Below are 24,565 nucleotides of genomic sequence, written 5' to 3'. Positions count from 1 at the left end.
ACCTCTGTGTGTCGGCGGTCAGCCCGCGCTGACGCGACGGTAGCGGATGTGCGTCGACAGCGGAGAGTGGAGCACCTCGACGGGCTCGAAGTCGAAGGCGGTGACATCGTCGAAGATCCGCTCGCCGCTGCCGAGCAGGACGGGCGCGATGTCGAGGGTGAGCTCGTCGATCACCCCGGCGTTGAGCGCCTGGCGGACCGTCGACGCACCGCCGGCGATGTCGACGCCGGCGCCGGCGGCCGCCTCGACGGCGCGCGCGTAGGCGGCGTCGAAGCCGTCGGTGACGAAGTGGAAGGTGGTTCCGCCCTCCATCTCGATCGGGTCGTGCGCGTAGTGGGTGAGCACGAAGACCGGCGCGTGGTACGGCGGTTCCGCACCCCACCAGCCCTCCCAGGCGCCATCCCACTCGCCGCGGATGGGGCCGAACATGTTGCGGCCCATCACGTAGGCGCCGCGCGGCCGCATCAGCCACCCGGCGGCCGTCGCGTCGGCGGCGTTCGCGCGCGGGTCGCCCATGTGCCAGCGGTGCAGCTCCTGGCCGCGCTCCCCCAGCCCGTTCTGGAGACTCTGGTTGGGCCCGGCGACGAAGCCGTCGAGCGAGATCGACATGTGACAAGTGGTGTCGGACATGGGATCAGTATCCACCGTGCCGGCGACACCACCGCCGAACGCACGAAGCGCCCCGTCCGACGTCGGACGGGGCGCTTCGAGAGCGTCTCAGAGAGCGCGGATGTTGGAGGCCTGCGGGCCCTTGTTGCCCTGCGTCACCTCGAACTCGACCTTCTGGTTCTCTTCCAGGTTGCGGTAGCCGTTACCCGTGATCTCGCTGTAGTGAGCGAACACGTCGGCCGAACCGTCGTCCGGAGCGATGAAGCCGAAGCCCTTCTCGGAGTTGAACCACTTGACGGTGCCAGTTGCCATCGTTTTTTCTTCTTTCAATCTGCGATGACCGACGCCGCCGGAACCGTTCCGGAGCTGCTTACGGAAAGCGCGTGAACAACGATACGCGAATCCGCCGGATTACGCCCGGGTTCGTCCGAAGAGAAGTCGAGATATTGCACGGGCGGGCGGCCGTGTACAGTGCGTGCGGAGCCGCCCGGCTCGGAAGACGAGGCGGAAGGGAGCCCCGTGAATTCGGAGCAGCGAGAGCACGGAGCCGCGGCGGAATCGGCCTGGCGGCGGTTCTGGAACCGCGGCGGATGGTGGAAGGCCCTGCTGGTGGCTGCGGTCTACTGGGGTCTCTACCAGCTCGCCGGAGTGCTCGTCTTCCTCGCGTTCGGCGGCCTGATCGATAAGCACGACGTGTTCGCGAACGCGGCGAGCGTCTTCTTCGGGATCGGCGCCGCCATCGTCGTCGGCGGCATCCTGCTCGTGATCTTCGCCCTGTCGCTGGGGTGGCTGAAGCAGCTCTTCGGGCGCCAGCCGATCGGCGGATCGTGGTGGATGTGGATCGGTGTCGGGATCGTCGTCGTGTTCAACATCCTGCGGTTCGCGAGCGCCGACTACGCCGCCTGGGATGCCGGCGCGGTGGTCGCCGTGCTGGTGACGGGGCTCGTGATCGGCTTCGCGGAAGAGGTGCTGACGCGCGGATTCGCGGTGAACCTGCTGCGCCGCGCCGGCTACGGCGAGCGCAGCGTGATGCTGCTGTCGTCGCTCCTCTTCGCCGCCCTGCACGCGGGCAATGCGCTGTCCGGCCAGAACCTGATCGCGGTCGGGTTCACCGTCGTCTACACGTTCGCCTTCGGCCTGGTGATGTACGCGGCCCTGCGGGTGACAGGCAACCTGATCTGGCCCATCCTGCTGCACGCCTCGACCGACCCGAGCCTCTTCCTGCTGACGGGCGGGGTGGACGCCACGAGCAGCGCGATGCACCCGGGACCGCTCGCCGGCGTCGCGGGGCTGGCGAACGTCGTGATCATGATCTTCGCTCTGGTGCCGTTGGTCTTCGTGCGCGGCCGCGTCGACCGCGAGGCGGCCTACGGCCTGAAGCCGCCCGCCGCTCCACTCGCCTGAGTGCCGGGCGGTCAGGCCCAGAAGCCGAGGTGGGAGGCCGCGGCCTCCTCCTCCAGGTGCGGTCCCGAGACCTCGATCGAGCGGCTGCCCGCGGCGAGCACCGTGCGTGCGGGCAGCGCCAGCGTCGGGTTGTCCGCGTGGTCGCCGGTCATCGCGTACAGCGCGTCCTCGGGCAGCGCGTAGACGACACGCCCGATCCCGGCCCAGTAGATCGCGCCCGAGCACATCGCGCACGGCTCGCACGAGGTGTACAGCGTGTACGCGGGCAGCTCCCCGGTGGGGAGATCGCGGCCGGCAAGACGCACGAGGTTCGTCTCCGCGTGGCCGGTGATGTCCCGCTCCGTGTTCACCGTGTTCTCGGCCTCCAGCACGATGGACCCCTCCGGCCCGACGAGCACCGCACCGAACGGGTGATTGCCGTGGGCACGCGCCGCATCGGCGAGGGCGATGGCGCGGCGGAGATGGTCGAGATCGCTCATGGGGACGAGCCTAGCGAGGGGACACGGCCCCGGAGACGACGAAGGCCCCGGATCGCTCCGGGGCCTTCGTCTACTGTCTCAACCAGTTCGTTGTGCGAGCACCTTCGTGCAAACACCGTGCGCCACGAGGGATTCGAACCCCCAACCTTCTGATCCGTAGTCAGATGCTCTATCCGTTGAGCTAGTGGCGCATGACCCATCCGCTCTCGCGCGGGCCGGATTAGAGCTTACATGACCGCATCCAAGACCGCCAATTGGCGGCGGAGGGCGACCTGGCGGTAAGACGTCTCGATGAGTTCGCCGATCTCCGTCCAGGCGTCCGCGTCGTCCGGCCAGGCGCGGTCGACGTCGATGCCGAGCCAGCCGCTCGCACCCCAGTACTTCGGGACGAAGATGCGCGGGTCCTGCCGGAGGGCCGGGTCCTCTGCGGGGTCGGGTTTGAAGACGACGGAGTCGGTGCGGTCCATCATGGCGCCGACGAGGGCGAAGATCTTGCCCTTCTCGCCGGTCTTGAACGCCGGGCGGCCATGGGTCAGGATCTCCACGGCCTCCGGGAGGCGCAGGCTGCGGGCGCGCACGCGGGCGACGAGCTCGTCGTCGGCGTCGAACAGGCGGGGGTGCTCCATCAGGCGAAGATCTCGTCGAGGAAGCAGACCAGTGCGCGCCAGCTACGGGCGTCGGCGACCGGCCGGTAGCTGTCGCGGCCGGGGATGGTGAAGGCGTGCGGTGCGCCGGAGTAGGTGGTCACCTGCCAGTCGACGTGCGGAGCGCCGCGCAGCTCGTCCTGGAAGGCGGCGATGGCGGAGTCGGGCACGACCGGGTCGTCCCCGCCCGTGAGCACGAGGAGGGAGGCGGCGATCGCGGCGGCGTCCGGCGGGTCGTGCGCGATGAGCCCGCCGTGGAACGAGACGACCCCGCGGGCGGGCGCGCCGGTGCGGGCGAACTCGAGCGCCGCGGTCCCGCCGAAGCAGTAGCCGATGACGGCGAGCCGGGCGGGATCGACCGCGGGATGCTGCCGCAGCCAGCTGAACCCGGCGGCGACGCGGGCGCGCATCAGGCCGAGGTCGCGGTAGAAGGCTCCGGCGACCTTCTGCGCCTCGTCGCCCTCCGGCCGCACATCCGCGCCGTAGAGGTCGGCCGCGAATGCGACGTAGCCGCGACGGGCGAGCATCTGGGCGCGCATCCGGACCGTGTCGCCGACGCCGTGCCAGTCGTGCAGGACCAGCACGGCGGGCCTGCGCTCGTCGGCCTGCGCATCCCAGGCGAGGTACCCCTCCAGCGGCAGACCCTCGTGGTCGTACGCCACCGTCTCCGTCTCGATGACGGAGTGCTCGCCGACCGGCACGTGCGCCAACAGCGCCTCGTGCGCGGGCGAGAGCAGGGTGGGATGGGCGGTCGACGGGCGGGCGAGCGTCACGGGGTGTTCTCCTGAGGTCGCATCGTCGCGGGCGACGGACGTCGCCGGCGGCCTGGCCTGCTGTGACTGGTCGCGGATTGCGCGAGGACCCCGGTGCGGGTCGGGTCCCACAGCGACACCCTACCTCGCCGGCCTCGGCGACGCGACGCCCCTCCTGCGCGCGGCGGACGGTCGTACCATGGGCGCATGGCCACCGAGTTCAGCAACGAGACGGACGCGAGCCGGTACGCGATGCACCGGGACGGGGAGCTGGTCGGCGTGCTCGACTACCGCATCCTGGGCAGCTCGATCTCCCTCACCCGGGCGTTCACGGTGCCGGCGCAGCGCGGCAAGGGCTACGCGGCCCAGTTGGTGGAGTACGCCGTCGACGAGATCGAGCGCGCAGGCGACCTGCGGATCGTCCCGATGTGCTGGTATGTCGCCGAATGGTTCGACGCCCACCCCGAGCGCGCCGGTCTGCTGCAGCAGCGCGACGCGGGCTGAGCGCGATGGCGGACAGACGGGCGGTACGCGTCTCGCGGTTCGGCGACGCGTCGGCGCTCGGGATCGCGGACGAAGCGCTGCGCCGCCCGCTCGGCAACGATGTCGTCGTGCGGGTCACCCACGCGTCGGTCGGAGCGACCGACCTGCTGGCGCGGCGCGGCGGCTACGTGTTCCAGCCGCTCCCCGGTTTCACGCCCGGCTACGATTTCGTGGGCGTGCTGGAGACCGAGTCGGCGGTCTCCGTGGCGCTCGGCCTGCGCACCGGCGCGCGCGTCGCGGGCGTGCTGCCCCGGATGGGCGCGCACGCCACCCGGGTGACCCTGTCGCCGACGTTCCTGGTCGCGGTCCCCGACGCGCTCGACTCCGCTGTCGCGGCGACGCTCCCCCTGGACGCGGTGACCGCCGCCGTCGCCCTGCGTCTGACCGGGCCCGGCACCGGCCCGGACCGCCGGCTCCTGGTCCAGGGCGCCTCCGGAGCGGTCGGCGCGTTCGCCGTGCAGCTCGCAACCCACGAGGGCCGTACCGTCGTGGGCACCGCCTCCGCCCGCACGCGCGCCTTCGCGGAGTCTCTCGGCATCCCCGTCGTGGACTACCACACCGCCGACTGGACAGGCGCCGCCCGCCGCGCGGCCGGCGGCCCCTTCGACGGCGCCATCGACCACACCGGCGGCCCGCGGGTGCGCGACGCGCTCGCGCCGGGAGGGACCCTCGTCCGCACCGCCTTCGCCGGCCGGGAGGGCCACGAACGCTCGGACTCCCTGCAGGGCGCTGCGGAGGCTACCCTGCGGCGCCACGGCCACCCGCGCGAACGCGTCTGCAGCATCCCGTACTTCGTGCTCACCCGCCGCCCGCACTATCGCGCACTGCTGCGCGGCCTTCTCTCCGCAGTCGACTCCGGGCGGCTGCAGCCGCCGACGCCCGAGGTGCACGCCTTCGACGACGTGTGGGAGGCGAACCGCGCGGCCGAGCACGTGGCGCCGGGGCGGAAGGTCGTGCTCGCGATCTGAGCGCTGGGCCACCCTCGACCGTATGGGAGCGGGACTCCACTCCCATACGGGCATTCGGGTAAGCCACCGGTCCGTTCGAGACGCCCCCTAGCGCGCACTGCACGGAACGGCTGACCCCTCCAGCGTAACGGTGGAGTAGACGGTGCAGTCAACTCCGGATGTCCCCCTCCCGTCCGCGCGGCCCTCCTGGATATGCTGTGCCGCATGAGCACCAAGAGCCGCCAGGGGCCGCATCCGGAGACCACGCTCGACGTCCGCGACCACCGCCGACTGTGGGGAGCGCTGGCCGGGCTGATCACGGGGGTGCTGATCGCCTACCCGCTGTCGGCGAGCATCGCCTTCGCGACGCATCCCGCGACGCAGCGCCTGTTCGGCGGGCGGCTGGAGTCGGCGTCGCAATTCGGCTTCCAGGCGTTCTGGTGGGTGATGGCCCTCGCCTGCCTCGCCCTGCCGTTCATCGTCGGGTACGGGATCGCGAAGCTCTCGGCCCGCACGATCACCGTGATCGGCGCGGTGGTGGTGATCCTGCTGATCCTGCTCGTGGTGCTGGGGCAGCTCTTCGCCTTCTGACCATCCCGAGCAGGCCGAGCACAACGAGCGCGCCGAGGCGGCGGATTATCGGCCGCCTCGGCGCGATTCGTGCGATTTTTCGCCGTCTCGGTGCAGTGCGGGCGGGCTATCCGAGTGTGCCGTGCACGGCGTACTCGTCGATCGCGGCGAGCTCGGCGTCGGTGAGCGGGGCACCGGCGAGGGCGCCGATGTTCTGCTCCAGTTGAGCGACGCTGCTCGCGCCGATGATCGCCGAGGCGACCGTGCGGCGGCGGAGCACCCACTGCAGCGCGAGCTGCGCGAGGCTCTGCCCGCGGCCGGCGGCGATCTCGTTGAGCGCGCGGGCGCGCTCGAGATACGTGTCCGTGATGTCGGATGCGTGGAGGAAGACGCTGGTCACGGCGCGGGAGCCTTCGGGCACGCCGTTCAGGTAGCGGTCGGTCAGCATCCCCTGGGCGAGCGGTGAGAAGACGATCGCTGCCGCGCCGACCCGGTCGACGGCGTCGAGGATACCGCCCTCGACGGTGCGGTCGAACAGGGAGTAGCGCGGCTGGTGCAGCAGCAGTGGGGCTCCGGCGGCGGCGAGGAGCGTCGCCGCCTCCTCCGTGCGCACGGCGTCGTAGTTCGAGATCGCGGGGTACAGCGCCTTGCCTGACGTGACCGCCGTGACGAGGGCGCCCATGCTCTCCTCGAGCGGCGTCTCCTGGTCGGGGCGGTGGTGGTAGAAGACGTCGACGTAGTCGAGGCCGAGACGCTTCAGCGACTGGTCGAGCGACGACAGGAGGTACTTGCGCGAGCCTCCGTCGCCGTACGGCCCGGGCCACATCTCGTAACCGGCTTTGGTGGAGACGACGATCTCGTCCCGGTAGGCCTTGAGGTCGGTGGCGAGGATGCGGCCGAAGACCTCCTCCGCCGCTCCGGGCGGCGGTCCGTAATTGTTGGCGAGATCGAAGTGCGTGATGCCGAGGTCGAAGGCGCGCAGCACGATGGCGCGCTGCACCTCGTAGGCGCGGGCGTGGCCGAAGTTCTGCCAGAGGCCGAGGGAGAGCTCGGGCAGCACGAGGCCGCTGCGGCCGGCTCGGCGGTACGGGATGCGGTCGTAGCGGTTCGGGTCGGCGAGATGAGTCACGCCCTCAACCTACCAACGCCACGGGACCGGCCCCACCGCGTCCCCGTGCCCGCGACATTTGGACCAAATCGCGGGAATGCGGCGGCGAAACGCGACATTCGGTCCAAATCGCGAGGCAGGAGGGGTGGGGGTGGAGGCGGGGGTTACGCGCTGCGGAGGCGGAAGGCGCCATCGCCGACGGCGGTGATGCTCACGTCGCGATGGTCGGGCACCCGGGTCAGCCCCTCCGTCGTCGCCGACGCGTAGGGCCCGACCACGATCGTCTCCGCGCCCGCGGCAATGCCGGCGCGCAGGCCCGCCTCGACGTCCTCGAAAACGACGCAGTCCGCGATGGGCACGCCCAGCAGTCGGGCACCCAGCAGGTACGGGTCGGGGGCGGGCTTGCCGTTGTCGACGTCGGCGGGGGTCACCACGACGTCGGGCAGGGGGATGCCCGCCGCCGCCATGCGCGCCTCCGCGAGCTCGCGCGGCGCGCTCGTCACCAGCGCGACCCGTGCGCCAGCACCGACCAGGCCCTCGACCAGCGCGAGGGCTCCCGGGATCTCGACGATGCCGTCAGTCCGCGTGACCTCCTCGCGCACGAGGTGCTCCAGGATGCTCTGGCGTTCCGCGTCCGTCAGGCCGGGGAGGAAGTGGCCCACCGTGTCCGGAGCGGGGCGCCCGTGCGCGAACTCCAGCACCTCCGCCGGGTCCAGCCCGTGGCGGGCGCTGAGCTCGCCCCACACGTGCTCGACCACCGGGGTCGAGTCCACGAGGGTGCCATCCATGTCGAACAGGAATCCGCGCGCCGTCACATCCACCCCCTCACCCTAGGGCGACGTTCACCGCCGCTGCGCGTCCTGGGCGGCGCGGAGGTCCGAGAGCGCCCTGTCGGTCTCGCGGGACGGGGTGCCGCCGCGGGCGGCGATGGCGGAGGGGAGCCAGTCGCTCAGCACGAAGCGGCGGCGGCGCGGAGGCTGTCCTCCATCCACGGTGCGGGTCGGATGCGCGATCCAGCCGTGTTCCATTCCCTGGGTCCATGTCGTGTTTGCCATGTCACAGACGTTACGAGCGTAAAGAATCGGCCACGAGATGGCCTCGGGTCTATCTTCGCAAAGATTCGGCCAGTATCATGGGGGAATGTTGAGATCCGTCGCGGTTCCGCTGCTCGACGACTTCGCGATGTTCGAGTTCGGGGTCGTGTGCGAGGTTTTCGGCCTCGACCGCAGTTACGCCGGGCTGGAGCCGTTCGACTTCCGCGTCTGCGCCATCGAGCCGCAGAATCCCCTCGACGGCCCGACCGGGGTCCGCCTGCTCGCCCCGTACGACCTGAGCGCGATGGAGGACGCGGACCTCATCGCCGTGCCCGCCGCCACCATCCGCGACAGCTACCCGGAGGAGCTCCTGGAGGCGCTGCGTCGCGCTTCCGCGCGCGGCGCCACACTGCTCAGCGTCTGCTCCGGCGCGTTCGTGCTCGGCGAGGCCGGCCTGCTCGACGGGCGCGAGTGCACGACCCACTGGCGCTACGCCGACGCGCTGCAGAGCCGCTTCCCGCTCGCCGAGGTCGACCCGGACGTGCTCTTCATCGACGACGGCGACGTGATCACGAGCGCCGGCACCTCCGCCGGCATCGATGCCTGCCTGCACCTCGTGCGCCGCGAGCTCGGCAGCGCCACCGCCAACACGATCGCGCGCAACATGGTCGTCCCGCCGCAGCGCGACGGCGGACAGCGCCAGTACATCGACAAGCCGGTCTCCGACTGCGCGGACGACACCTTCAGCGAGCTGATCGACTACCTCACGGACCGCCTCGACGAGAACCACACGGTCGGCGCCCTCGCCGCCCGCACCCACATGTCCACCCGCAGCTTCTCGCGCAAGTTCGTCGCCGAGACGGGGGTCTCGCCGATGCAGTGGCTCACGACCCAGCGCGTCCTGCACGCGCGCCTCCTGCTCGAGACCACCGCGCTCCCGATCGACGAGGTCGCCCGACAGTGCGGCTTCGGCAGCGCGACGCTCCTGCGGCACCACTTCGACCAGGAGGTCGGAGTGCCGCCGACCCGCTACCGGGCGGCATTCGCGCAGCGGGAGGCCCAGCCGGTCGCGGCGGGCTGACTCGCGACGACGATCCCGCGTCGCCTCCAGCCGTCACACGGGAATGCGGGAGCGGCGCCCGCGGCTGCATCCTGGTGCGGGAAAGCCCGTGCGAGTCCGCCTCGCCGGCCTGACGGCGCTCGGCATCGTCACCCCGGCCCGCCACCAGCGCGCGTGAGGCATGACCGGACCTAGTCGGGCAGCTCGTATCGGTCGCTGATGCCTGGCAGGTGGATGCGTTCGCCGCTGCGGTTGAAGATCGACAGGACTTCCAGCGGCTCGTTGCCGAGTGCGGCGACGCCGTGCGGGATGCGGGTGTCGAACTCCGCCGCCTCCCCGATCTCGACGACGAGGTCGCGGTCGCCGAGGATGACGCGCGCTCTGCCGCGCAGAACGTAGATCCATTCGTAACCGTCGTGGCTGCGGGTTTGGATCGGACCGGGCGATGGAGTGAACGTCATCTTGAAGGTCTGCACCGGTGCGGTCTCGGGCGAGAGGTAGTCGACCGTGAGGTTCGCGAATCGGCGGGTTGGTGCTTGCACGCGTGGGTCGGGCGCTTTCCACAGGAGCAGATCGTCCAGGCTGATCCGCAACCCTCTCGTGACGGGGATGAGCAGTTCGAGGTTCGGCGCCCGCCTTCCTGCTTCCATCCGGGAGAGCGTGGAGGCCGAGATCCCTGTGATCTCCGCCAGTGCCTCAAGCGTCAGGCTCCGCTTGAGCCGTGCCGCGCGCAGGCGCGGCCCGATCTCACGCAGGACGGCCCGCGTGAGATCGGGCGGGGCTTGTTGCTGATCCGGCATCTTGCTTTGCTACCACCTCGCGTCGTCGGCGCCGGTCATGCGGCGGGGATTCGGCGCAGGTGCAGGACGTGATCCGCGCGGGTGCCGGGCTGCCCGGCAGGTCCAGGGACATCCGTCAGCATGGTCTCCGATCTCACCGTCGCCCACTCCCCTGGAGCCAGCTGCAGCGCGGCGAGGGTGTCGTCCGGGGTCGGCAGGGTGAGCTCGGCCGGCTGCTCACCCATCCACGACGGCATCCCCTGATGCGAGACGACGAGCACACGTCCGCCGGGAGCAACGGCCTGCGCCGCGCGGGTCAGGACACGCTCACGCTCTCCGGCGGCCGCGACAGGGGAGTGCAGGAACTGCGCCGACACCAGGTCGAAGGTACCCTCGGGGAAGCTGCTCGCGAGGTCGTACTGCTCGAAGCGGGCGCGGTCGGCGAGCGCGAGGCGGAGGGCGTGCTCGCGCGCCCGCTCCAGGGCCGTGGCCGACACGTCCACGCCCAGCACCGCCCATCCACGGCCGGCGAGCCAGAGGGCGTCCGCGCCTTCGCCGCAGCCGAGGTCGAGGGCCGTACCGGGTTCCAGGTCCTCGGTCTCGGCGCTGAGCCAGCGGCTCACGGGTCCGTGCTCGCCTCGGGTGTGTTCGACGTAGAAGTCGTCCCAGAACTGCTGCGCGGTCCGGTTCGGGTTCGCTCGCACTTCGTCCCAAAAGCCCTGCACGGACTGTCTGCCGCTGTTCTCCTCGGTCGCCTCGTCGTTCATGGTTCAGTTCCCGGTCGCGGTCTTCACGGACGCGGAGATCTGCTCGAGGGCGTCGATGATGCCGACACCGCCGCCCTGGGCGAGATCCTCGTTCGCGCCGTAGACGCGGTCCTCCTTGACGGCGGTCAGGTCGGGTAGTGCGGCGGCGAGGTCGCCGATGGCTGCCTGCTCGTCGCCGACGTAGTTCACGAACACGACGTCCGGCGACATCGCGAGCGCCTGCTCGGTGTTGAGCTCGGCGAACGGGGTGGGCAGGTCGGCGAACTCGTTGGTGAGCCCGAGGGCCTCGATGAACGCGGAAGCGGGGTAGCCGCCGATCGCGTAGACCTTCCCGCCGACGACCTTCAGGAACGCGACAGTCGCGGTGCTGCCATTCAGCGAATCCTTGGCGGCAGCGACGCGGCCCCGCAGCTTGTCGTTCAGCCGTGCGGCCTTCTCGGGCACGTCGAAGATCGCGCCGAGGTTGGTGACATCGGTGTAGACGGTCTCGATGCCCTGATTGCCGGAAGGCTGGGCGCAGTAGCCGCCCATGACGTAGGCGTTGGCGCCGATCCCCGCGAGGTCGTCGTAGGAGAGCGTGCCTTGCCCGACCAGCTGCGCCTCGTTGAAAGAGAGGAACAGGTCAGGCGTGGCTGCGATCACCGGCTCACGGGCGGGGATGGTGTCCGGGGAGACGACGTCGACGCCGGCCGGAAGATCGGCCGGCGTCCGGCCCTTGTCGTCGGGGCCGAGGACGACCCCAGTGACCGTTTTACCCACGCCGAGCGCGTCAAGGGTCTCCAGGGTGCGGTAGTTGCCGAGCACGACCCGTGAGGGCTCGTTCTCGTACGTGAAGTCGCGCCCGCAGGAAGCGACGGTCACCGGGTAGCCAGCGGTCGCGGCCTCCCCGGAGGTCGAAGAGCTCTCGGCGGGGGCGGTCGTGGAGCAGCCGGCCAGCGCGAGGCCGGCGGCCACGAGCGCGGCGGAGGCTGCGAGGCGGTTTCGGAGTGCGGTCATGGTGTGCTTTCTGTGACAGGGCGCGGCCCGAGGTGGACCGCACGGGTTCCGGTGAGGGGGTTGGTGGTAATCGCGGCGGCCACGCCGAACACGGCGCCGATCCGCTCGGGCGTCAGCACCTCGTCGGGCGTCCCGGACGCGACGAGCCGGCCTGCATCCAGCAGGTGCAGCTCGTCGCAGTACGCCGCGGCGAGGTTCAAATCGTGCAGCGCCGTCACGACGGTGACGCCGAGGCGGCGGAACAGAGCCAGCAGCTCATGCTGCGCGGCGAGGTCGAGGTGGTTGGTCGGCTCGTCCAGCAGCACGACCGGCGTCGCTTGGGCCAGCGTGCGGGCGGCCAGGACGCGCTGCCGCTGCCCACCCGAGAGCGTGTCGATGCGCCGATCCGCGAATTCCTCCACCCCGGCCTTGTGCAGCGCGTCGCCGATCGGGTCGCCGGGGGTGTCGTCGGCGCCCAGCATTCGCCGGTGCGGGAGCCGGCCGGTCTCCACGACCTCCCGGACCGTGTACCGGGGGTCGGTGCCGTCGTCCTGCATCAGCACACCGATCCGCCGCGCGACCTCCCGCGTCGGCAGGCCGGCGACGTCGGCGCCGTCGACCAGCACCGCACCGCACTCAGGGACCAGGGCGCGCCAGAGGGCACGCAGCAGCGTCGACTTGCCGGACCCGTTCGGGCCGAGCAGCCCCACCATCGCCCCGTCCCGGACTGTCAGCACGACCTCGTCGAGGACGGCCTGCCCGCCCAGGCGCACCGTGAGGCGGTTCACCTCGAGGCTCATGCCGGCGCCCTCCGGTCGGTGCGGGCGAGCTGGGCGATGAACAACGGCGCACCGACAGCGGCTGTGATGATCCCGATCGGCAGCTCCGCCGGGGCCAGGACCGTACGGGCGAGGATGTCGGCGGCGGGCAGGAACGTCGCCCCGAGCAACAGACTCGCCAGCAGCACGCGGCGGTGCGCCGCACCGACAAGGATGCGGGCGACGTGCGGGATGACCAGCCCCACGAACCCGATCCCGCCCACGACCGCGACCACGCACGCCGTGACGAGCGCGGCGATCACCATGAGCTCGGCCTGGAACCGACCTACCGGGACGCCCTGGGAACGGGCGAGCTCGGGACCGGCGGCGAGAGCGTCGAGCCACCGGGCGCGCAGCAGCAGCCACCCGCAGCCGAGTGTCACGACGATCGTGAGCATCGGCAGCGCCGTCCAGCCCACCCCGGCGATCGACCCGAGAGTCCAGAACAGCGCACGCTGCAGTTGAGCGGGGGTCGCCACGATCTGGAAGAAGTACGTCGCCGCCGACAGCAGGTAGCCGATCGCGACGCCGGAGAGGATCACCCGGCCCGGTGCCCACCCGCGGCCCCGGCGGGCGAGCGCGACGATCCCCGCGAAGGCGAGCAGCGCGCCGGCGAACGCGGCGGCGGCGATGCCGAGGGAGCCGATCCCGGTGCCCAGCACGATCGCCATGACCGCGCCTAGGCTCGCGCCCGGCGTCACGCCGATCACGTAAGGATCGCCGAGCGCGTTGCGCACCACCGCCTGGATCACGACGCCCGTGACCGCGAGCGCCGAGCCGACGACGATCCCTGCCAGTACCCGCGGAACGCGCACATCCCACACGATCCGCTCCGGAACTCCGGTCGCCGCTGCGGGGACACCGAACAGGTGCGAGGCGACGATCCGACCGACGGCACCAGGGGCGATGAACACCGGGCCCACGAGCACACCGACCAGGGCGACGACGACGAGAGCGAGCGCCGCGCAGCCCCACAACCAGGGTCGACGCCCAGGATCACGTGGCGAGCCGAGCGTGGACCGGGCTGGCACGGTAATCAACGGGTGCACTCCTCCAATGTGAAAACGATTCTCAATAGGGAAGAGACCCTACGCGCACAGGGCTCGCAGCGAAAATCTTCATGCCGGAACGGCAAGCCGAATTTGGAATCCACCGATCCGGTCGGCCTGACCCAAAGCATTCGCACGTGCTTATATGTCTAGATGGATGAAGATCTCGAAGCCGCAGCCGAGCTATTCAAGGCACTGTCCTCGAGTTCGCGACTGAGCTTGCTCCGCGCCCTGGGAGCGGCGACTTCCACCGTGAATGAGCTCGCTCGGCGGACCGGACTGTCTCAGCCTCTCGTATCGCAGCATCTGCGCACTCTGCGCTCAGCAGGCCTCGTCACAGTCTCCCGCGCGGGACGAGAGGCGCACTACGGCGTAGCCGACCCGCACGTGACACATATCGTCGACGACGCCATCAAGCACGCGCTCGAGCCCCACTGAGAAGCGTTTCCAACTAGCTGCACGTATTGCAATACGCTTATGAATGTGATGGTCTTAGCACGCCTAAGCAACCCAACAGCCCAGACCACGAAGGACGACACATCATCATGAGCAGCACCGAGACCCACGCCGAGCACTCCGTGGCCGAGCACGAGCACGGCGCCGACTGCGGACACCAGGCAATCCAGCACGACGGCCACACTGACTACGTGCACGGAACCCACCACCATGCCCTGCACGAAGGACACTACGACGAGCATGAGAGCGTCGCCGAACACACGCCCGAGGTGCATGAGCACGGCGCCGACTGCGGACACCAGGCAATCGAGCACGACGACCACGTGGACTACGTACATGACGGCCACAAGCACGCAGCTCACGACGACCACTACGACGAGCACTGACTCCTACCAACACGGGACCGGAGGACGCGCGGACCACGCACGTCGATGATCCGACCACCGGGGGCCGGCCAGGTCTGCCCGGCGGATAGCGTGCGGGGTCCGGCGGTTCTCCTGTGTGGACGATCGCCTCGAACCGTCCGACGACGGTGATCGCGAGCGCGTTCAGCGCGGCTTCGACCTGATCATCTGAACCCCTCGAGATCGGCAGCCCCCTTCTCGAGGGCGCGTCCATCAGCCTCACCGAGGAATACCTCTCCACGCCACGTTCACCTCCCTTGTCGAGGAGGGCGCCCGCGGCCGAGCACAACAATGGCGACGGGTGGAACGGCCGAAGGCTCCTCGCCACGCTGTCGGAACGGGGGCATTGGCCGTCGGACACCTGTGCGCAACCGCATCGGGTTGGCCACTCCGATGTCGTTCACTCCTAGCGCTGGAATCAAACAGTGAGTACACTCATAAATGAGCGAACTCACTAAGAGACCCGCGCACACGAGGAGGCGATGAGGATGCCGACAGGACGGCGGGAGCGCAACAAGGAGGAGAAGCAGGCGCGCATCTTCGATGCCGCCGAGCGCCTCTTCGACGAACTGGGCTTCGCGGGCGTCACGACCCAGCGCATCGCCGACGAGGCGGACGTCGCGGCCGGCACCGTGTTCCGCTACGCCGCCACGAAGGCCGAGCTGCTGCTGATGGTGAGCAATGAGCGCAGCCGAGACCGCATCCGGGCCGGCGCCGCGGCGGACGACCCGGAGTCGCCCGCGGCGTCCCGGCTGCTCGCCCTGGTCACTCCGCTCGTGCTCGCCGGTCGCGACAACGACGAGAACACGCTGGCCTATCAGCGCGAGCTCCTCTTCGGCGATGCGGGCGAGCGCTACCGCGAGGAGGGACTCGCGCTGTTCGGCGAGCTGCGGGAACGGATGGGTGCCGTGCTCGTCGACACCTGGGAGCGCCGGGCCGTCGCGGCCGCACCCGAAGCTGCCGCGTCCGACCCGGCCGCAGCCTCCCGCGCCCTCTCGGCCGCGCTGCACTTCACCATCGCTGACGCCGCAGCGCACGGCCGCCCGACCGCCGAGCTGCTCACCGACCTCGCCGCGGACTTCGAGGTGATCGTCCGCGGTTACGAGACCCACCCGACCACCTCAGAAGATTCAGGCCACACAGAACAGGGAGAGAAATGACCGGCATCACCAATGTCACGGTTCTCGGAACCGGCGTACTCGGATCGCAGATCGCGTTCCAGACGGCGTTCCACGGCTTCGCCGTCACCGCGTACGACATCAGCACCGACGCACTCGACGCGGCGAAGAAGCGCTTCGAGGGCCTCGCCGCGCTCTACGAGAAGGAGGTCGCGGGAGCCGGTGACGGCGCAGCGCAGAAGGCTCTCGCGGGCATCCGCTACGCCGACGACCTCGCGCAGGCCGTCAAGGAGGCCGACCTCGTGATCGAGGCGGTTCCCGAGAACCTCGAACTCAAGCGCGACATCTACACCAAGCTGGGCGAACTGGCGCCGGCGGAGACGATTTTCGCCACCAACTCCTCCACCCTGCTCCCGAGCGACCTCGTCGGCTACACCGGGCGCCCGAAGCGCTTCCTCGCCCTCCACTTCGCGAACCACGTGTGGGTCAACAACACCGCCGAGGTCATGGGCACGAAGCAGACCGATCCCGAGGTGTACCAGCAGGTCGTCGACTTCGCGTCGGCGATCGGGATGGTGCCGATCGAGCTGAAGAAGGAGAAGGCCGGCTACGTGCTCAACTCCCTGCTCGTGCCGCTGCTCGATGCGGCGGCCGAGCTGCTGGTCGACGGGATCGCCGACCCCGAGACGATCGACAAGACGTGGCGCATCGGCACCGGGGCACCCAAGGGCCCGTTCGAGATCTTCGACATCGTCGGGCTGACGACCGCGTACAACATCTCGTCCGTCGCCGGTCCGAAGCAGCGCGAGTTCGCCGCGTACCTCAAGGAGAACTACATCGACAAGGGCAAGCTGGGCATCGCGACCGGCGAGGGCTTCTACCGGTACTGATCCGGCCGCAGGCCCTCAGCGGTGCCGCACCCGCGCGGCGGCGGCCCTCGGCAGGTCGTCGCCGCGGAAGTGCCGCAGCAGCAGCCAGTTGCGCCGGGCGATCGACGCGCACACCCCCGCGGTCACGACTCCGCACACGATGACGCCCCAGGCGCGCGGGTTCTCTCCCTGCGTCGGGATCGCCACGGCGAGCGCCGCCGTGGCGACGAGCGTCACGAGGGCGAGCGCGGCTCCGACGCTCACCCTGCGCCACGCCCTGGCGCGCTCCGCACGGTCTCCCATGCGCCGAAAGCTACCCCTCGCACCCGGTGAAGACCAGATGAACGCGCAGTGAACCCGCGGTGCCCCCGCGCGCAGAACGCCCCCGGTCGCTGGCGCGGTCCCGGGGGCGTCGTCGTGGGCGAGGGTCAGTGCTTGAACGCGTCCTTGACCTTCTCGGCGGCCTGCTTGATGTCGGCCTTGATCTGGTCGCCCTTGCCTTCGGCTTCGAGGCGCTCGTCGCCGGTCGCCTTGCCGGTGGCCTCCTTGGCCTGACCGCCCAGCTTCTCCCCTGCGTTCTCGATCTTGTCGTCGAGTCCCATTGCCGTCCCCTTTCGTCGGTGTTCGGGTCAGCACGGACTCTGCCACCGGGTCGCCGCCACGTCCAGCCGCACGGCTCTCCTGGGAAATCAACCCCCTCCGGGCTCGGCGCGCGCCTCTTCACCTGTCCCGCCGCGACGGACAGAATGAATGCCTGTGAGCACGCCGCCCCCCTCCAGCACCTACCGCCTCCAGATCTCGCCCGCCTTCACCCTGCGCGACGCCGCCCAGGTGCTCGACCACGTGCACCGTCTCGGTGCGGACTGGGTGTACCTCTCCCCGCTGCTGCAGGCCGAGCACGGGTCGATGCACGGGTACGACGTGATCGACCACAGCCGCGTCGACGCCGAGCGCGGCGGGCCGGAGGCGCTGCGCGACTTCTCGGCGGCGGCGCACGAACGCGGGCTGCGGGTGCTGGTGGACATCGTCCCGAACCACATGGGCGTCGCGACCCCGCAGGACAACGCGTGGTGGTGGGACGTGCTCACCCACGGTGCGGAGGCCGAGCACGCGCCGTTCTTCGACATCGACTGGGCGTTCGGCGGCGGCCGGCTCCGCCTCCCGATCCTCGGCGACGACCCGGCCGAGCTGGACGCGCTGCGCGTCGAGGACGGCGAGCTGCGCTACTACGACCACCGCTTCCCGATCGCCCCCGGCACGGCGGGCGGCAGCGCCCGCGAGGTGCACGACCGCCAGCACTACGAGCTGATGTCGTGGCGACGGGCCGACGACGAGCTGAACTACCGCCGCTTCTTCGCCGTCAACACGCTCGCGGGCCTGCGCGTCGAGGACGAGCGGGTGTTCGACGCGACGCACGCCGAGATCGGCCGCTGGCTGCGGGAGGGTCTCGTCGACGGACTGCGGGTCGATCACCCCGACGGCCTGCGCGAACCCGGCGAGTACCTCGAACGCCTCGCCCGGCTCGCCGACGGGGCCCCGGTGTGGGTCGAGAAGATCCTGGAGGGCGACGAGCGCACACCCGATTGGCCCATCGACGGGACGACCGGATACGACGCCCTCGGCCTCGTCGACCGCGTGCTCACCGACCCCGCCGGAGAGCGTGAGCTGACCGCGCTGGCGGACGCCCCCGAGTGGACGGCGCTCGTGCGGGAGCGCAAGCGGGCCGTCGCCGACGGCATCCTGCGGTCGGAGGTGCTGCGTGTCGTGCGCGAGCTGACCGCCGGGACGGAGGCGGGCGAGAGCGTCGATGCCGGACGCCTCGCCGACGCGGTGGCCGAGCTCGCCGCCGCCTTCCCCGTCTACCGCAGCTACCTCCCGTTCGGCGCCGAACACCTCCGTGAGGCGCTCGATGCGGCCACCGCCTCCCGGCCCGACCTGGCCGACGCGCTCACGACGGTCGCCGCGTCGGTGAGCGCGCCCGGCGCCTCCTCCCCCACCCGCCGCTTCGAGCAGACGACCGGCGCGATCATGGCGAAGGGCGTCGAGGACAACGCCTTCTACCGGTACCCGCGCCTGGTCTCGCTGACCGAGGTGGGCGGCGAGCCGGATGTGTTCGCCGTGCCGGTCGACGCATTCCACCGGCGGCAGGGGGCCCGGCTCGCCTCCCTGCCCCACTCCCTGACGGCACTGACCACACACGACACGAAGCGCAGCGAGGACACACGCGCGCGCGTCGCCGTGCTGGCCGAGCTGCCTGAGCGCTGGGCGGCGTTCCTCGGCGCGGTGCGCGAGAGCGTGGTGCTCGGCGACGGCCCCCTCGAGGACCTGCTCTGGCAGTCCATCATCGGCGCGTGGCCCGCCTCCCGCGAGCGCCTGCAGGCGTACGCGCTCAAGGCGGCGCGGGAAGCCGGCGACTCCACCTCCTGGACCGACCCCGACAGTGCGTTCGAGGAACGGATGGCCGCCCTGGTCGACGCCGCCTTCGACGACGACCGCGTCCGCAGCGAGGTGGAGGCGATCGCCGCGATCGTCGAGGGGCCCGGCGCGAGCAACGGGCTCGCCGCCAAGCTGATCCAGCTCACCGTCCCGGGCGTCCCGGACGTGTACCAGGGCACGGAGCGCTGGGACCGTTCTCTGGTCGATCCCGACAACCGCCGGCCCGTCGAGTTCGATGCGGCAGAGGCTCTCCTCGCCCACGTCGACGAAGGCTGGCTGCCGCCGATCGACTCCTCCGGGGCCGCCAAGGTGCTGGTCGTCTCCCGCGCGCTGCGGCTGCGCCGCGACCGGCCGGACCTCTTCGTCTCGTATCGCGGGCTCACCGCCGACGGCCCCGCCGCCGGGCATCTCGTCGCCTTCGACCGCGGCGGAGCGGTCACCCTCGCGACGCGCCTGCCCTACGGTCTCGCGGCGGCGGGAGGCTGGGGTGACACGACCGTCGACCTCGGCGGCAGCGGCGGCATGCTGCGCGACGCGCTCAGCGGCCGCGAGCACGAGGGGCACGCACGCCTCGCCGACGTGTTCGCGCAGTATCCGGTGGCCCTGCTGGTGCCGGTCGGAACCGCCCGCGCATCCGAGACCGAGGAGGACCGATGAGCCTCGACCGCACGTTCCCCGTCTGGGCGCCGCACGCCGACGCCGTCGACCTCGTGGTCACCGGCCGGGCGCCCCTGGCGCTGACCCGCGGCGAGCGCGGATGGTGGAGCCTCCCTGAGCCGCTCGACGCCTCCCCCGACCCGCTCGATTACGCGTTCGCGGTGGACGGCGGCGAACCGCATCCCGACCCGCGTTCCCGCCGCCAGCCCGCCGGCGTGCACGCGCCCGGCCGCGAGTTCGACCCGTCGCTGCACGACTGGGCGGACACGGCATGGCGCGGGCGCGACCTCACCGGCGCCGTCGTCTACGAGCTCCACCTGGGGACGTTCACCCCCGAGGGGACGCTCGACGCGGCGGCCGGGCGCCTCGACCATCTCGTCGGGCTCGGCGTGGAGGCCGTGGAGCTGCTGCCCGTCAACGCGTTCAACGGGACGCACAACTGGGGGTACGACGGCGTGCTCTGGTACGCGGTCCACGAGCCGTACGGCGGTCCGGAGGCGTACCAGCGGTTCGTCGACGCCTGCCACGCACGCGGGGTCGCCGTCATCCAGGACGTCGTCTACAACCACCTCGGGCCGAGCGGCAACTACCTGCCCGTGTTCGGCCCGTATCTCGGCGACGCGCAGAGCACGTGGGGCGCCTCCCTCAACCTCGACGGGCCCGACTCGGACGAGGTGCGCCGCTACATCCTCGACAACGTGCGCTACTGGCTGGACGACATGCACGTCGACGGGCTGCGGCTCGACGCGGTGCACGCGCTGCACGACTCCCGCGCCGAGCACATCCTGGAGGCGATGGCGCGGGAGGCCGCCGCGGTCTCCGAGCAGACCGGCCGCCCCGCGACCCTCATCGCCGAGAGCGACCTCAACGACCCGAAGCTGATCCGCTCCCGTGCGCGCCACGGCTACGGCCTCGACGCCCAGTGGGACGACGATGTGCATCACGCCCTCCACGCCAACCTGACCGGGGAGGTCACGGGCTACTACGCCGATTTCGGCGACCCGGCCGCGCTGGTGAAGGTGTTCGAACGCGGCTTCTTCCACGACGGCAGCTGGTCCAGCTTCCGCGAGCGCCACCACGGCCGCCCGCTCGACGCCGACCTCCCGTTCACGCGCCTCGTCGCCTTCAGCCAGGATCACGATCAGATCGGCAACCGTGCCGCCGGGGACCGTCTCACGGCGACGCTCTCGCCCGGGTCGCTCGCCGTCGCCGCCGCCCTCACCCTCCTCGGCCCGTTCACGCCGATGCTCTTCATGGGCGAGGAGTGGGGCGCCACCACCCCGTGGCAGTTCTTCACCTCCCACCCCGAGAAGGAGCTCGGCGAGGCCACCGCCCGCGGCCGCATCGCCGAGTTCGCCCGCATGGGCTGGGACCCGGCCGCCGTTCCCGACCCGCAGGACCCGCAGACCTTCCTCCGCTCGAAGCTGGACTGGTCGGAGCCCGCGCGACCCGAGAACGCGCGCCTCCTGGAGTGGTACCGCACGCTGACCGCGCTGCGCCGGGACGTTCCGGCGACGGCGCGCGCGACCGACGTGGGCGTGCTCGACGGGGTGTTCGCGTTCACCCGCGGCGGCCTCCGCGTGGAGGCGGCGCTGAGCGGGAGCGGGATGGCGGCGCACGGCGCGGTGCCCGGCGGGGTGGTCGCCACGTTCACGGACGCGGTGCGCGTCACCCGGCTGGGCGACTAACGCCCTCGCGAGGTTCACGTCGTTGCGCTCATTCCGGCGGAATGACGACAACGACGTGAACTTCGCCGACGCACGCCGTGCGCTAACGGCCGCGCAGCGCCCTGTCAACCGCTGGCGATGCGGGGCCGAGCGCCGGTACTGTGGCGGTTCCATGAATCGGAGGCGCCGTGATCGAGCCCAGCCCGTCCCACCCCCGCGACGACGCACCAGCAGCACCATCCGCACCAGCCGTAGCCCGAGCGACGACGCACTCCGCAGGGGCCACCGCGTGAGCGGCGACCGCTCCCGCCCCTACCCGCTCGGCATCACGCTCGAGGAGGGCGGCGCGAATGTCGCCGTCTACAGCGAGAACGCCGACTCGGTGATCGTGTCCCTGTTCGACGCGCGGGGACGCGAGACCCGGACGACGCTGCCCGAGCGCACCGGCCACGTCTTCCACGGATTCGTGCCCGGCCTCGTCGCGGGGACGCGCTACGGACTCCGGGTCAACGGCCCGTGGGATCCGGCGAACGGCCTCCGGTTCTCCCCCGCCAAGGTGCTGCTGCCGCCGCGCGCCCGCGCGGTCACCGGGTCGTGGGACAACACGCAGGCCGTGTTCGGTCACCAGCTCGGACGCCCCAAGCGGCGCAGCGACACCAACGGCGCCCGGCACGTGGCGCTCGGGGTCGCCGTCGACCAGCGCGAGTTCGACTGGGGCGACCACCAGCGGCCGCACACACCGCTGAGCGAGACGGTCATCTACGAGCTGCACGTGAAGGGCTTCACGAAGCTGATGGAGTGGGTGCCCGAGGAGTTCCGCGGCACCTACGCGGGCCTGGCGCATCCCGCCGCCGTCGAGTACCTCAAGAACCTCGGGGTCACCGCGGTCGAGCTGCTGCCCGTCCACCAGTTCGTCCAGGATGCGCACCTGCTCGAGAAGGGCTTGCGCAACTACTGGGGCTACAACTCCATCGGCTTCTTCGCCCCGCACAACGAGTACGCGGCCACCGGCGACACCGGCCACCAGGTCGACGAGTTCAAGGGCATGGTGAAGGCCCTCCACGCGGCCGGCATCGAGGTGATCCTCGACGTGGTCTACAACCACACCGCGGAGGGCAACGACCTCGGGCCGACCTACAGCTTCAAGGGCATCGACAACCCGTCCTACTACCGGCTGGTCGAGGGGGACGCCGCCCACTACTTCGACACGACCGGCACCGGCAACAGCGTCAACGTGAGCCACCCGGCCGCCCTGCAGCTGATCATGGACTCCCTCCGCTACTGGGTCGAGGACATGCACATCGACGGGTTCCGCTTCGACCTCGCGACGACGCTCACGCGGCAGGGCGGCGACGCGAGCCTGCACAGCGCATTCCTCACCCTGATCCAGCAGGACCCGACGCTCGCCGAGGTGAAGCTGATCGCGGAGCCGTGGGACGTCGCCGGCTACCAGCTGGGCGGGTTCCCGGCCGACTGGTCTGAGTGGAACGGCAAGTTCCGCGACGACGTGCGCGACTACTGGCGCGGCGAACCCGGCGTTCTCGCCACGCTCTCGCAGCGCGTGCTGGGCAGCCCCGACATCTACGAGGAGTCGCGCCGCGCGCCGCTCTCGAGCGTCAATTTCGTCACCGCGCACGACGGCTTCACGCTCGCCGACCTCACCAGCTACAACGAGAAGCACAACGAGGCCAACGGCGAGGACAACCGCGACGGGGAATCCGACAACCGCTCCAGCAACTACGGTGTGGAGGGTCCGACGGACGACGAGGGCGTGAACGCGTTCCGCGTGCGGCAGCGCAAGAACTTCCTCGCCACAGTGCTGCTCTCCGCGGGCGTCCCGATGATCCTCGGCGGTGACGAGATCGGCCGCACGCAGCAGGGCAACAACAACGCCTACTGCCAGGACAACGAGATCTCGTGGTTCGACTGGGCGAACGCCGACTGGGACCTGCACGCCTTCACGTCGAAGCTCATCCACCTGCGCCGCACAGAACCGGCCCTGCGGCCCGAGTGGTACCGGCACGCGCCGGAGGTCGGCGGACCGGACGTCGTCTGCATCCTCCGCGCCGACGGCCGGCCGTTCGCCGACGACGACTGGGCGGACCCGGAGGCGCGATCGATCGCGTTCGAGCTGCGCCACGAAGGGGCGGACACCTTCCTGCTGATGCTCAACGCGGCCGGCAACGGTGTCGACTTCACTCTTCCGGAGGCCGCGGGCGGCGCGTGGGAACTGGAGCTCTCCAGCGACCCCGAGCTCGTCGTCGCCCCCGACGTGGCGAACGTGATCGTCGGCGAGAGCTCCTTCGCCCTCCTGCGCTCACGACGCACGACCGGCGACACCGCGGGCCACCCCGAGGAACACGCATGAGCGCCCCCGAGATCCCGGCCCTGCTCGGCCGCTACCGCCCGCAGACGGTGATCGGCCGCGGCGGGGAGGCGAGTGTCTTCCGCGCGACCGACGAGATCCTCGGCCGGGAGGTCGCGATCAAGCTCTACCGCTCCGGCGGCGAGGAGGAGATGACGCAGTACCGCACCGAGCAGTCCGCACTGGCCCGGCTGTCGCACCACGGCATCGTGTCCCTGATCGACGCGGGCATCGACTATTCGGCGCCCGAGGACCCGCGCCCGTTCCTGGTGATGGAGCTCGTCTCGGGCAGTGACCTCGCCTCCACCCTGGCGAAGCGGGAGCTGACCGTGGAGGAGATCGCCGAGATCGGCTACGACATCTCGGAGGCCCTGGAGTACGTGCATGCCAACGGCGTCGTCCACCGGGACATCAAGCCGTCGAACGTCATGCTCGTCACCTACGGCACCACCACGTTCCGCGCCCGTGCCCGCCTCACCGACTTCGGCATCGCGAGCGGCATCGCCGGGGCTCCCGCCCACGAGGAGGAGGGCCGCACCACCGGCACCGCCGCCTACCTCAGCCCCGAGCAGGCGTCGCGCGAGCCCGCGACCCCGGCGAGCGACATCTACTCGTTGGGGCTGGTGCTGCTCGAGTGCTTCACGCGCAACGTGGCCTTCCCGGGCGACCCGGTCTCCTCCGCCCTCGGCCGCCTGGAGCACGACCCGCCGATCCCGGACGGCCTCCCGGACGGCTGGCCGGAGCTGCTGCGCGCCATGACCGCCCGTGACCCCGCCGCTCGTCCGACCGCCGAGCAGCTGACCCCCGCCCTGCGCGAGGCGGTGATCGCAGCCTCCCGCTCCCGCGTGTGAGGGACGCCGGGTCGGGGAGCGCGGGGGTCCGGAACTCCGGAACTCCACCGCGACGCGCCGCTCAACTCGCCGTCCGAACGGTGATTCGGGGCGTTGGCGCGGACGATCTCCGGAATTGCGCCCACACAAGCGGCGAGACACCGACCGGCACCGCGCCTCCGGATCCGGAACTCCGGAACTCCACCGCGACGCGCCGCTCAACTC

Annotated in this window: 28 protein-coding genes and 1 tRNA gene; 13 read left to right on the top strand and 16 right to left on the bottom strand. The window is 70.9% G+C overall.

The window, feature by feature from the left end; translation table 11 throughout:
* Positions 1-18: 18 nt before the first annotated feature.
* Positions 19-630, bottom strand: coding sequence for a dihydrofolate reductase family protein (locus LLS1_RS15695; protein ID WP_226656994.1), 612 nt, complete (start codon positions 628-630; stop codon positions 19-21).
* 87 nt (positions 631-717) lie between these two features.
* Positions 718-921, bottom strand: coding sequence for a cold-shock protein (locus LLS1_RS15690; protein WP_223359244.1), 204 nt, complete (start codon positions 919-921; stop codon positions 718-720).
* A 207-nt stretch (positions 922-1,128) separates the two neighbouring features.
* Here LLS1_RS15690 and LLS1_RS15685 point away from each other — a divergent pair, with 207 nt between their 5' ends.
* Positions 1,129-2,013, top strand: a complete 885-nt coding sequence (locus LLS1_RS15685; protein WP_226656992.1) for a CPBP family intramembrane glutamic endopeptidase — start codon at positions 1,129-1,131, stop codon at positions 2,011-2,013.
* 11 nt (positions 2,014-2,024) lie between these two features.
* Here the strand turns inward: LLS1_RS15685 and LLS1_RS15680 are convergent, their stop codons facing one another.
* The 4 genes from LLS1_RS15680 to LLS1_RS15665 form a co-directional block, all read right to left on the bottom strand.
* Positions 2,025-2,492 carry a nucleoside deaminase gene (locus LLS1_RS15680; RefSeq protein ID WP_226656990.1) on the bottom strand — a complete coding sequence of 156 codons (468 nt, stop codon included), beginning with the start codon at positions 2,490-2,492 and terminating at the stop codon, positions 2,025-2,027.
* Between the two features lie 118 nt (positions 2,493-2,610).
* A tRNA-Arg gene (locus LLS1_RS15675) sits at positions 2,611-2,683 on the bottom strand.
* Between the two features lie 36 nt (positions 2,684-2,719).
* Positions 2,720-3,118: an MmcQ/YjbR family DNA-binding protein gene (locus tag LLS1_RS15670; protein WP_226656988.1), complete on the bottom strand. Its 399-nt coding sequence runs from the start codon at positions 3,116-3,118 to the stop codon at positions 2,720-2,722.
* The gene (locus tag LLS1_RS15665) at positions 3,118-3,909 is read right to left on the bottom strand and encodes a dienelactone hydrolase family protein (protein WP_226656986.1); all 792 of its coding nucleotides are present in this window, start codon (positions 3,907-3,909) and stop codon (positions 3,118-3,120) included. The genes LLS1_RS15670 and LLS1_RS15665 overlap by 1 nt, the downstream gene beginning before the upstream one ends.
* Before the next feature lie 186 nt (positions 3,910-4,095).
* On the opposite strand from LLS1_RS15665, the gene LLS1_RS15660 reads away from it, so the two are divergent.
* The 3 genes from LLS1_RS15660 to LLS1_RS15650 all read left to right on the top strand — a co-directional run bounded on the left by LLS1_RS15660 (position 4,096) and on the right by LLS1_RS15650 (position 5,969).
* Entirely contained in the window at positions 4,096-4,392 is a 297-nt protein-coding gene (locus LLS1_RS15660) for a GNAT family N-acetyltransferase (protein WP_223359176.1), read from the top strand.
* 5 nt (positions 4,393-4,397) lie between these two features.
* Positions 4,398-5,399, top strand: coding sequence for a zinc-binding dehydrogenase (locus LLS1_RS15655; protein ID WP_226656985.1), 1,002 nt, complete (start codon positions 4,398-4,400; stop codon positions 5,397-5,399).
* Positions 5,400-5,603: 204 nt separating this feature from the next.
* Positions 5,604-5,969: a hypothetical protein gene (locus LLS1_RS15650; protein ID WP_226656983.1), complete on the top strand. Its 366-nt coding sequence runs from the start codon at positions 5,604-5,606 to the stop codon at positions 5,967-5,969.
* 106 nt (positions 5,970-6,075) lie between these two features.
* Here LLS1_RS15650 and LLS1_RS15645 read toward each other — a convergent pair whose 3' ends face one another.
* The 3 genes from LLS1_RS15645 to LLS1_RS15635 form a co-directional block, all read right to left on the bottom strand.
* Complete coding sequence (locus LLS1_RS15645) at positions 6,076-7,077, bottom strand: aldo/keto reductase (protein ID WP_226656981.1); 1,002 nt, start codon at positions 7,075-7,077, stop codon at positions 6,076-6,078.
* A gap of 143 nt (positions 7,078-7,220) precedes the next feature.
* A complete protein-coding gene (locus LLS1_RS15640) occupies positions 7,221-7,877 on the bottom strand; it encodes an HAD-IA family hydrolase (protein ID WP_308443821.1) in 657 nt (218 codons plus the stop codon).
* A gap of 21 nt (positions 7,878-7,898) precedes the next feature.
* The gene (locus LLS1_RS15635; protein ID WP_226656978.1) at positions 7,899-8,111 is read right to left on the bottom strand and encodes a hypothetical protein; all 213 of its coding nucleotides are present in this window, start codon (positions 8,109-8,111) and stop codon (positions 7,899-7,901) included.
* 85 nt (positions 8,112-8,196) lie between these two features.
* On the opposite strand from LLS1_RS15635, the gene LLS1_RS15630 reads away from it, so the two are divergent.
* Positions 8,197-9,171 (top strand): helix-turn-helix domain-containing protein, encoded by a 975-nt coding sequence (locus LLS1_RS15630; RefSeq protein ID WP_226656976.1) that lies wholly within the window; start codon positions 8,197-8,199, stop codon positions 9,169-9,171.
* A 170-nt stretch (positions 9,172-9,341) separates the two neighbouring features.
* Here LLS1_RS15630 and LLS1_RS15625 read toward each other — a convergent pair whose 3' ends face one another.
* From LLS1_RS15625 to LLS1_RS15605, 5 genes are read right to left on the bottom strand one after another with little or no spacing between them, the layout of a single operon-like run.
* On the bottom strand, positions 9,342-9,950 hold the full coding sequence (locus tag LLS1_RS15625; protein ID WP_226656974.1) for a helix-turn-helix domain-containing protein: 609 nt from the start codon (positions 9,948-9,950) through the stop codon (positions 9,342-9,344).
* A gap of 35 nt (positions 9,951-9,985) precedes the next feature.
* A complete protein-coding gene (locus LLS1_RS15620; protein WP_226656972.1) occupies positions 9,986-10,696 on the bottom strand; it encodes a bifunctional 2-polyprenyl-6-hydroxyphenol methylase/3-demethylubiquinol 3-O-methyltransferase UbiG in 711 nt (236 codons plus the stop codon).
* Between the two features lie 3 nt (positions 10,697-10,699).
* Positions 10,700-11,692, bottom strand: a complete 993-nt coding sequence (locus LLS1_RS15615; RefSeq protein WP_226656970.1) for an ABC transporter substrate-binding protein — start codon at positions 11,690-11,692, stop codon at positions 10,700-10,702.
* Positions 11,689-12,471, bottom strand: coding sequence for an ABC transporter ATP-binding protein (locus LLS1_RS15610; RefSeq protein WP_226656968.1), 783 nt, complete (start codon positions 12,469-12,471; stop codon positions 11,689-11,691). The genes LLS1_RS15615 and LLS1_RS15610 overlap by 4 nt, the downstream gene beginning before the upstream one ends.
* Positions 12,468-13,520 (bottom strand): iron ABC transporter permease, encoded by a 1,053-nt coding sequence (locus LLS1_RS15605; protein ID WP_226657207.1) that lies wholly within the window; start codon positions 13,518-13,520, stop codon positions 12,468-12,470. Before LLS1_RS15605 ends, LLS1_RS15610 begins: the two co-directional genes overlap by 4 nt.
* Positions 13,521-13,691: 171 nt before the next feature.
* Here LLS1_RS15605 and LLS1_RS15600 point away from each other — a divergent pair, with 171 nt between their 5' ends.
* The 4 genes from LLS1_RS15600 (at position 13,692) to LLS1_RS15585 (ending at position 16,406) form a co-directional block, all read left to right on the top strand.
* Positions 13,692-13,976: a helix-turn-helix transcriptional regulator gene (locus LLS1_RS15600; protein ID WP_226656966.1), complete on the top strand. Its 285-nt coding sequence runs from the start codon at positions 13,692-13,694 to the stop codon at positions 13,974-13,976.
* 107 nt (positions 13,977-14,083) lie between these two features.
* A complete protein-coding gene (locus LLS1_RS15595; protein WP_226656965.1) occupies positions 14,084-14,380 on the top strand; it encodes a hypothetical protein in 297 nt (98 codons plus the stop codon).
* A 506-nt stretch (positions 14,381-14,886) separates the two neighbouring features.
* On the top strand, positions 14,887-15,558 hold the full coding sequence (locus LLS1_RS15590; RefSeq protein ID WP_226656963.1) for a TetR/AcrR family transcriptional regulator: 672 nt from the start codon (positions 14,887-14,889) through the stop codon (positions 15,556-15,558).
* Positions 15,555-16,406: a 3-hydroxyacyl-CoA dehydrogenase gene (locus LLS1_RS15585; RefSeq protein ID WP_223359167.1), complete on the top strand. Its 852-nt coding sequence runs from the start codon at positions 15,555-15,557 to the stop codon at positions 16,404-16,406. The genes LLS1_RS15590 and LLS1_RS15585 overlap by 4 nt, the downstream gene beginning before the upstream one ends.
* Positions 16,407-16,421: 15 nt before the next feature.
* On the opposite strand, the gene LLS1_RS15580 is transcribed toward LLS1_RS15585, so the two are convergent.
* Entirely contained in the window at positions 16,422-16,688 is a 267-nt protein-coding gene (locus tag LLS1_RS15580; protein ID WP_226656961.1) for a hypothetical protein, read from the bottom strand.
* Between the two features lie 125 nt (positions 16,689-16,813).
* A complete protein-coding gene (locus LLS1_RS15575; RefSeq protein WP_043709241.1) occupies positions 16,814-16,987 on the bottom strand; it encodes a CsbD family protein in 174 nt (57 codons plus the stop codon).
* 148 nt (positions 16,988-17,135) lie between these two features.
* Here LLS1_RS15575 and treY point away from each other — a divergent pair, with 148 nt between their 5' ends.
* The 4 genes from treY (at position 17,136) to LLS1_RS15555 (ending at position 24,361) form a co-directional block, all read left to right on the top strand.
* A complete protein-coding gene (treY, locus tag LLS1_RS15570) occupies positions 17,136-19,478 on the top strand; it encodes a malto-oligosyltrehalose synthase (protein ID WP_374758281.1) in 2,343 nt (780 codons plus the stop codon).
* Entirely contained in the window at positions 19,475-21,166 is a 1,692-nt protein-coding gene (gene treZ / locus LLS1_RS15565) for a malto-oligosyltrehalose trehalohydrolase (RefSeq protein WP_226656957.1), read from the top strand. The genes treY and treZ overlap by 4 nt, the downstream gene beginning before the upstream one ends.
* A 268-nt stretch (positions 21,167-21,434) precedes the next feature.
* Positions 21,435-23,513: a glycogen debranching protein GlgX gene (glgX, locus tag LLS1_RS15560; RefSeq protein WP_226656955.1), complete on the top strand. Its 2,079-nt coding sequence runs from the start codon at positions 21,435-21,437 to the stop codon at positions 23,511-23,513.
* The gene (locus LLS1_RS15555; protein WP_226656953.1) at positions 23,510-24,361 is read left to right on the top strand and encodes a serine/threonine-protein kinase; all 852 of its coding nucleotides are present in this window, start codon (positions 23,510-23,512) and stop codon (positions 24,359-24,361) included. Before glgX ends, LLS1_RS15555 begins: the two co-directional genes overlap by 4 nt.
* Positions 24,362-24,565 lie beyond the last annotated feature (204 nt).

This window comes from Leifsonia sp. LS1, assembly GCF_020521355.1.
Classification (GTDB): domain Bacteria; phylum Actinomycetota; class Actinomycetes; order Actinomycetales; family Microbacteriaceae; genus Leifsonia.
Note: the sequence above shows the minus strand (reverse complement) of the source record. Positions and strands in the feature narration are given on the sequence as shown.

What these genes read in the sequence shown, in the direction of transcription:
- LLS1_RS15695 (WP_226656994.1), bottom strand. Translation starts at nt 630, where the DNA reads ATGTCCGACACCACTTGTCACATGTCGATCTCGCTCGACGGCTTCGTC.
- LLS1_RS15690 (WP_223359244.1), bottom strand. Translation starts at nt 921, where the DNA reads ATGGCAACTGGCACCGTCAAGTGGTTCAACTCCGAGAAGGGCTTCGGC.
- LLS1_RS15680 (WP_226656990.1), bottom strand. Translation starts at nt 2,492, where the DNA reads ATGAGCGATCTCGACCATCTCCGCCGCGCCATCGCCCTCGCCGATGCG.
- LLS1_RS15670 (WP_226656988.1), bottom strand. Translation starts at nt 3,118, where the DNA reads ATGGAGCACCCCCGCCTGTTCGACGCCGACGACGAGCTCGTCGCCCGC.
- LLS1_RS15660 (WP_223359176.1), top strand. Translation starts at nt 4,096, where the DNA reads ATGGCCACCGAGTTCAGCAACGAGACGGACGCGAGCCGGTACGCGATG.
- LLS1_RS15655 (WP_226656985.1), top strand. Translation starts at nt 4,398, where the DNA reads ATGGCGGACAGACGGGCGGTACGCGTCTCGCGGTTCGGCGACGCGTCG.
- LLS1_RS15650 (WP_226656983.1), top strand. Translation starts at nt 5,604, where the DNA reads ATGAGCACCAAGAGCCGCCAGGGGCCGCATCCGGAGACCACGCTCGAC.
- LLS1_RS15635 (WP_226656978.1), bottom strand. Translation starts at nt 8,111, where the DNA reads ATGGCAAACACGACATGGACCCAGGGAATGGAACACGGCTGGATCGCG.
- LLS1_RS15630 (WP_226656976.1), top strand. Translation starts at nt 8,197, where the DNA reads ATGTTGAGATCCGTCGCGGTTCCGCTGCTCGACGACTTCGCGATGTTC.
- LLS1_RS15625 (WP_226656974.1), bottom strand. Translation starts at nt 9,950, where the DNA reads ATGCCGGATCAGCAACAAGCCCCGCCCGATCTCACGCGGGCCGTCCTG.
- LLS1_RS15620 (WP_226656972.1), bottom strand. Translation starts at nt 10,696, where the DNA reads ATGAACGACGAGGCGACCGAGGAGAACAGCGGCAGACAGTCCGTGCAG.
- LLS1_RS15615 (WP_226656970.1), bottom strand. Translation starts at nt 11,692, where the DNA reads ATGACCGCACTCCGAAACCGCCTCGCAGCCTCCGCCGCGCTCGTGGCC.
- LLS1_RS15610 (WP_226656968.1), bottom strand. Translation starts at nt 12,471, where the DNA reads ATGAGCCTCGAGGTGAACCGCCTCACGGTGCGCCTGGGCGGGCAGGCC.
- LLS1_RS15600 (WP_226656966.1), top strand. Translation starts at nt 13,692, where the DNA reads ATGGATGAAGATCTCGAAGCCGCAGCCGAGCTATTCAAGGCACTGTCC.
- LLS1_RS15595 (WP_226656965.1), top strand. Translation starts at nt 14,084, where the DNA reads ATGAGCAGCACCGAGACCCACGCCGAGCACTCCGTGGCCGAGCACGAG.
- LLS1_RS15590 (WP_226656963.1), top strand. Translation starts at nt 14,887, where the DNA reads ATGCCGACAGGACGGCGGGAGCGCAACAAGGAGGAGAAGCAGGCGCGC.
- LLS1_RS15585 (WP_223359167.1), top strand. Translation starts at nt 15,555, where the DNA reads ATGACCGGCATCACCAATGTCACGGTTCTCGGAACCGGCGTACTCGGA.
- LLS1_RS15580 (WP_226656961.1), bottom strand. Translation starts at nt 16,688, where the DNA reads ATGGGAGACCGTGCGGAGCGCGCCAGGGCGTGGCGCAGGGTGAGCGTC.
- LLS1_RS15575 (WP_043709241.1), bottom strand. Translation starts at nt 16,987, where the DNA reads ATGGGACTCGACGACAAGATCGAGAACGCAGGGGAGAAGCTGGGCGGT.
- treY (WP_374758281.1), top strand. Translation starts at nt 17,136, where the DNA reads ATGCCTGTGAGCACGCCGCCCCCCTCCAGCACCTACCGCCTCCAGATC.
- treZ (WP_226656957.1), top strand. Translation starts at nt 19,475, where the DNA reads ATGAGCCTCGACCGCACGTTCCCCGTCTGGGCGCCGCACGCCGACGCC.
- LLS1_RS15555 (WP_226656953.1), top strand. Translation starts at nt 23,510, where the DNA reads ATGAGCGCCCCCGAGATCCCGGCCCTGCTCGGCCGCTACCGCCCGCAG.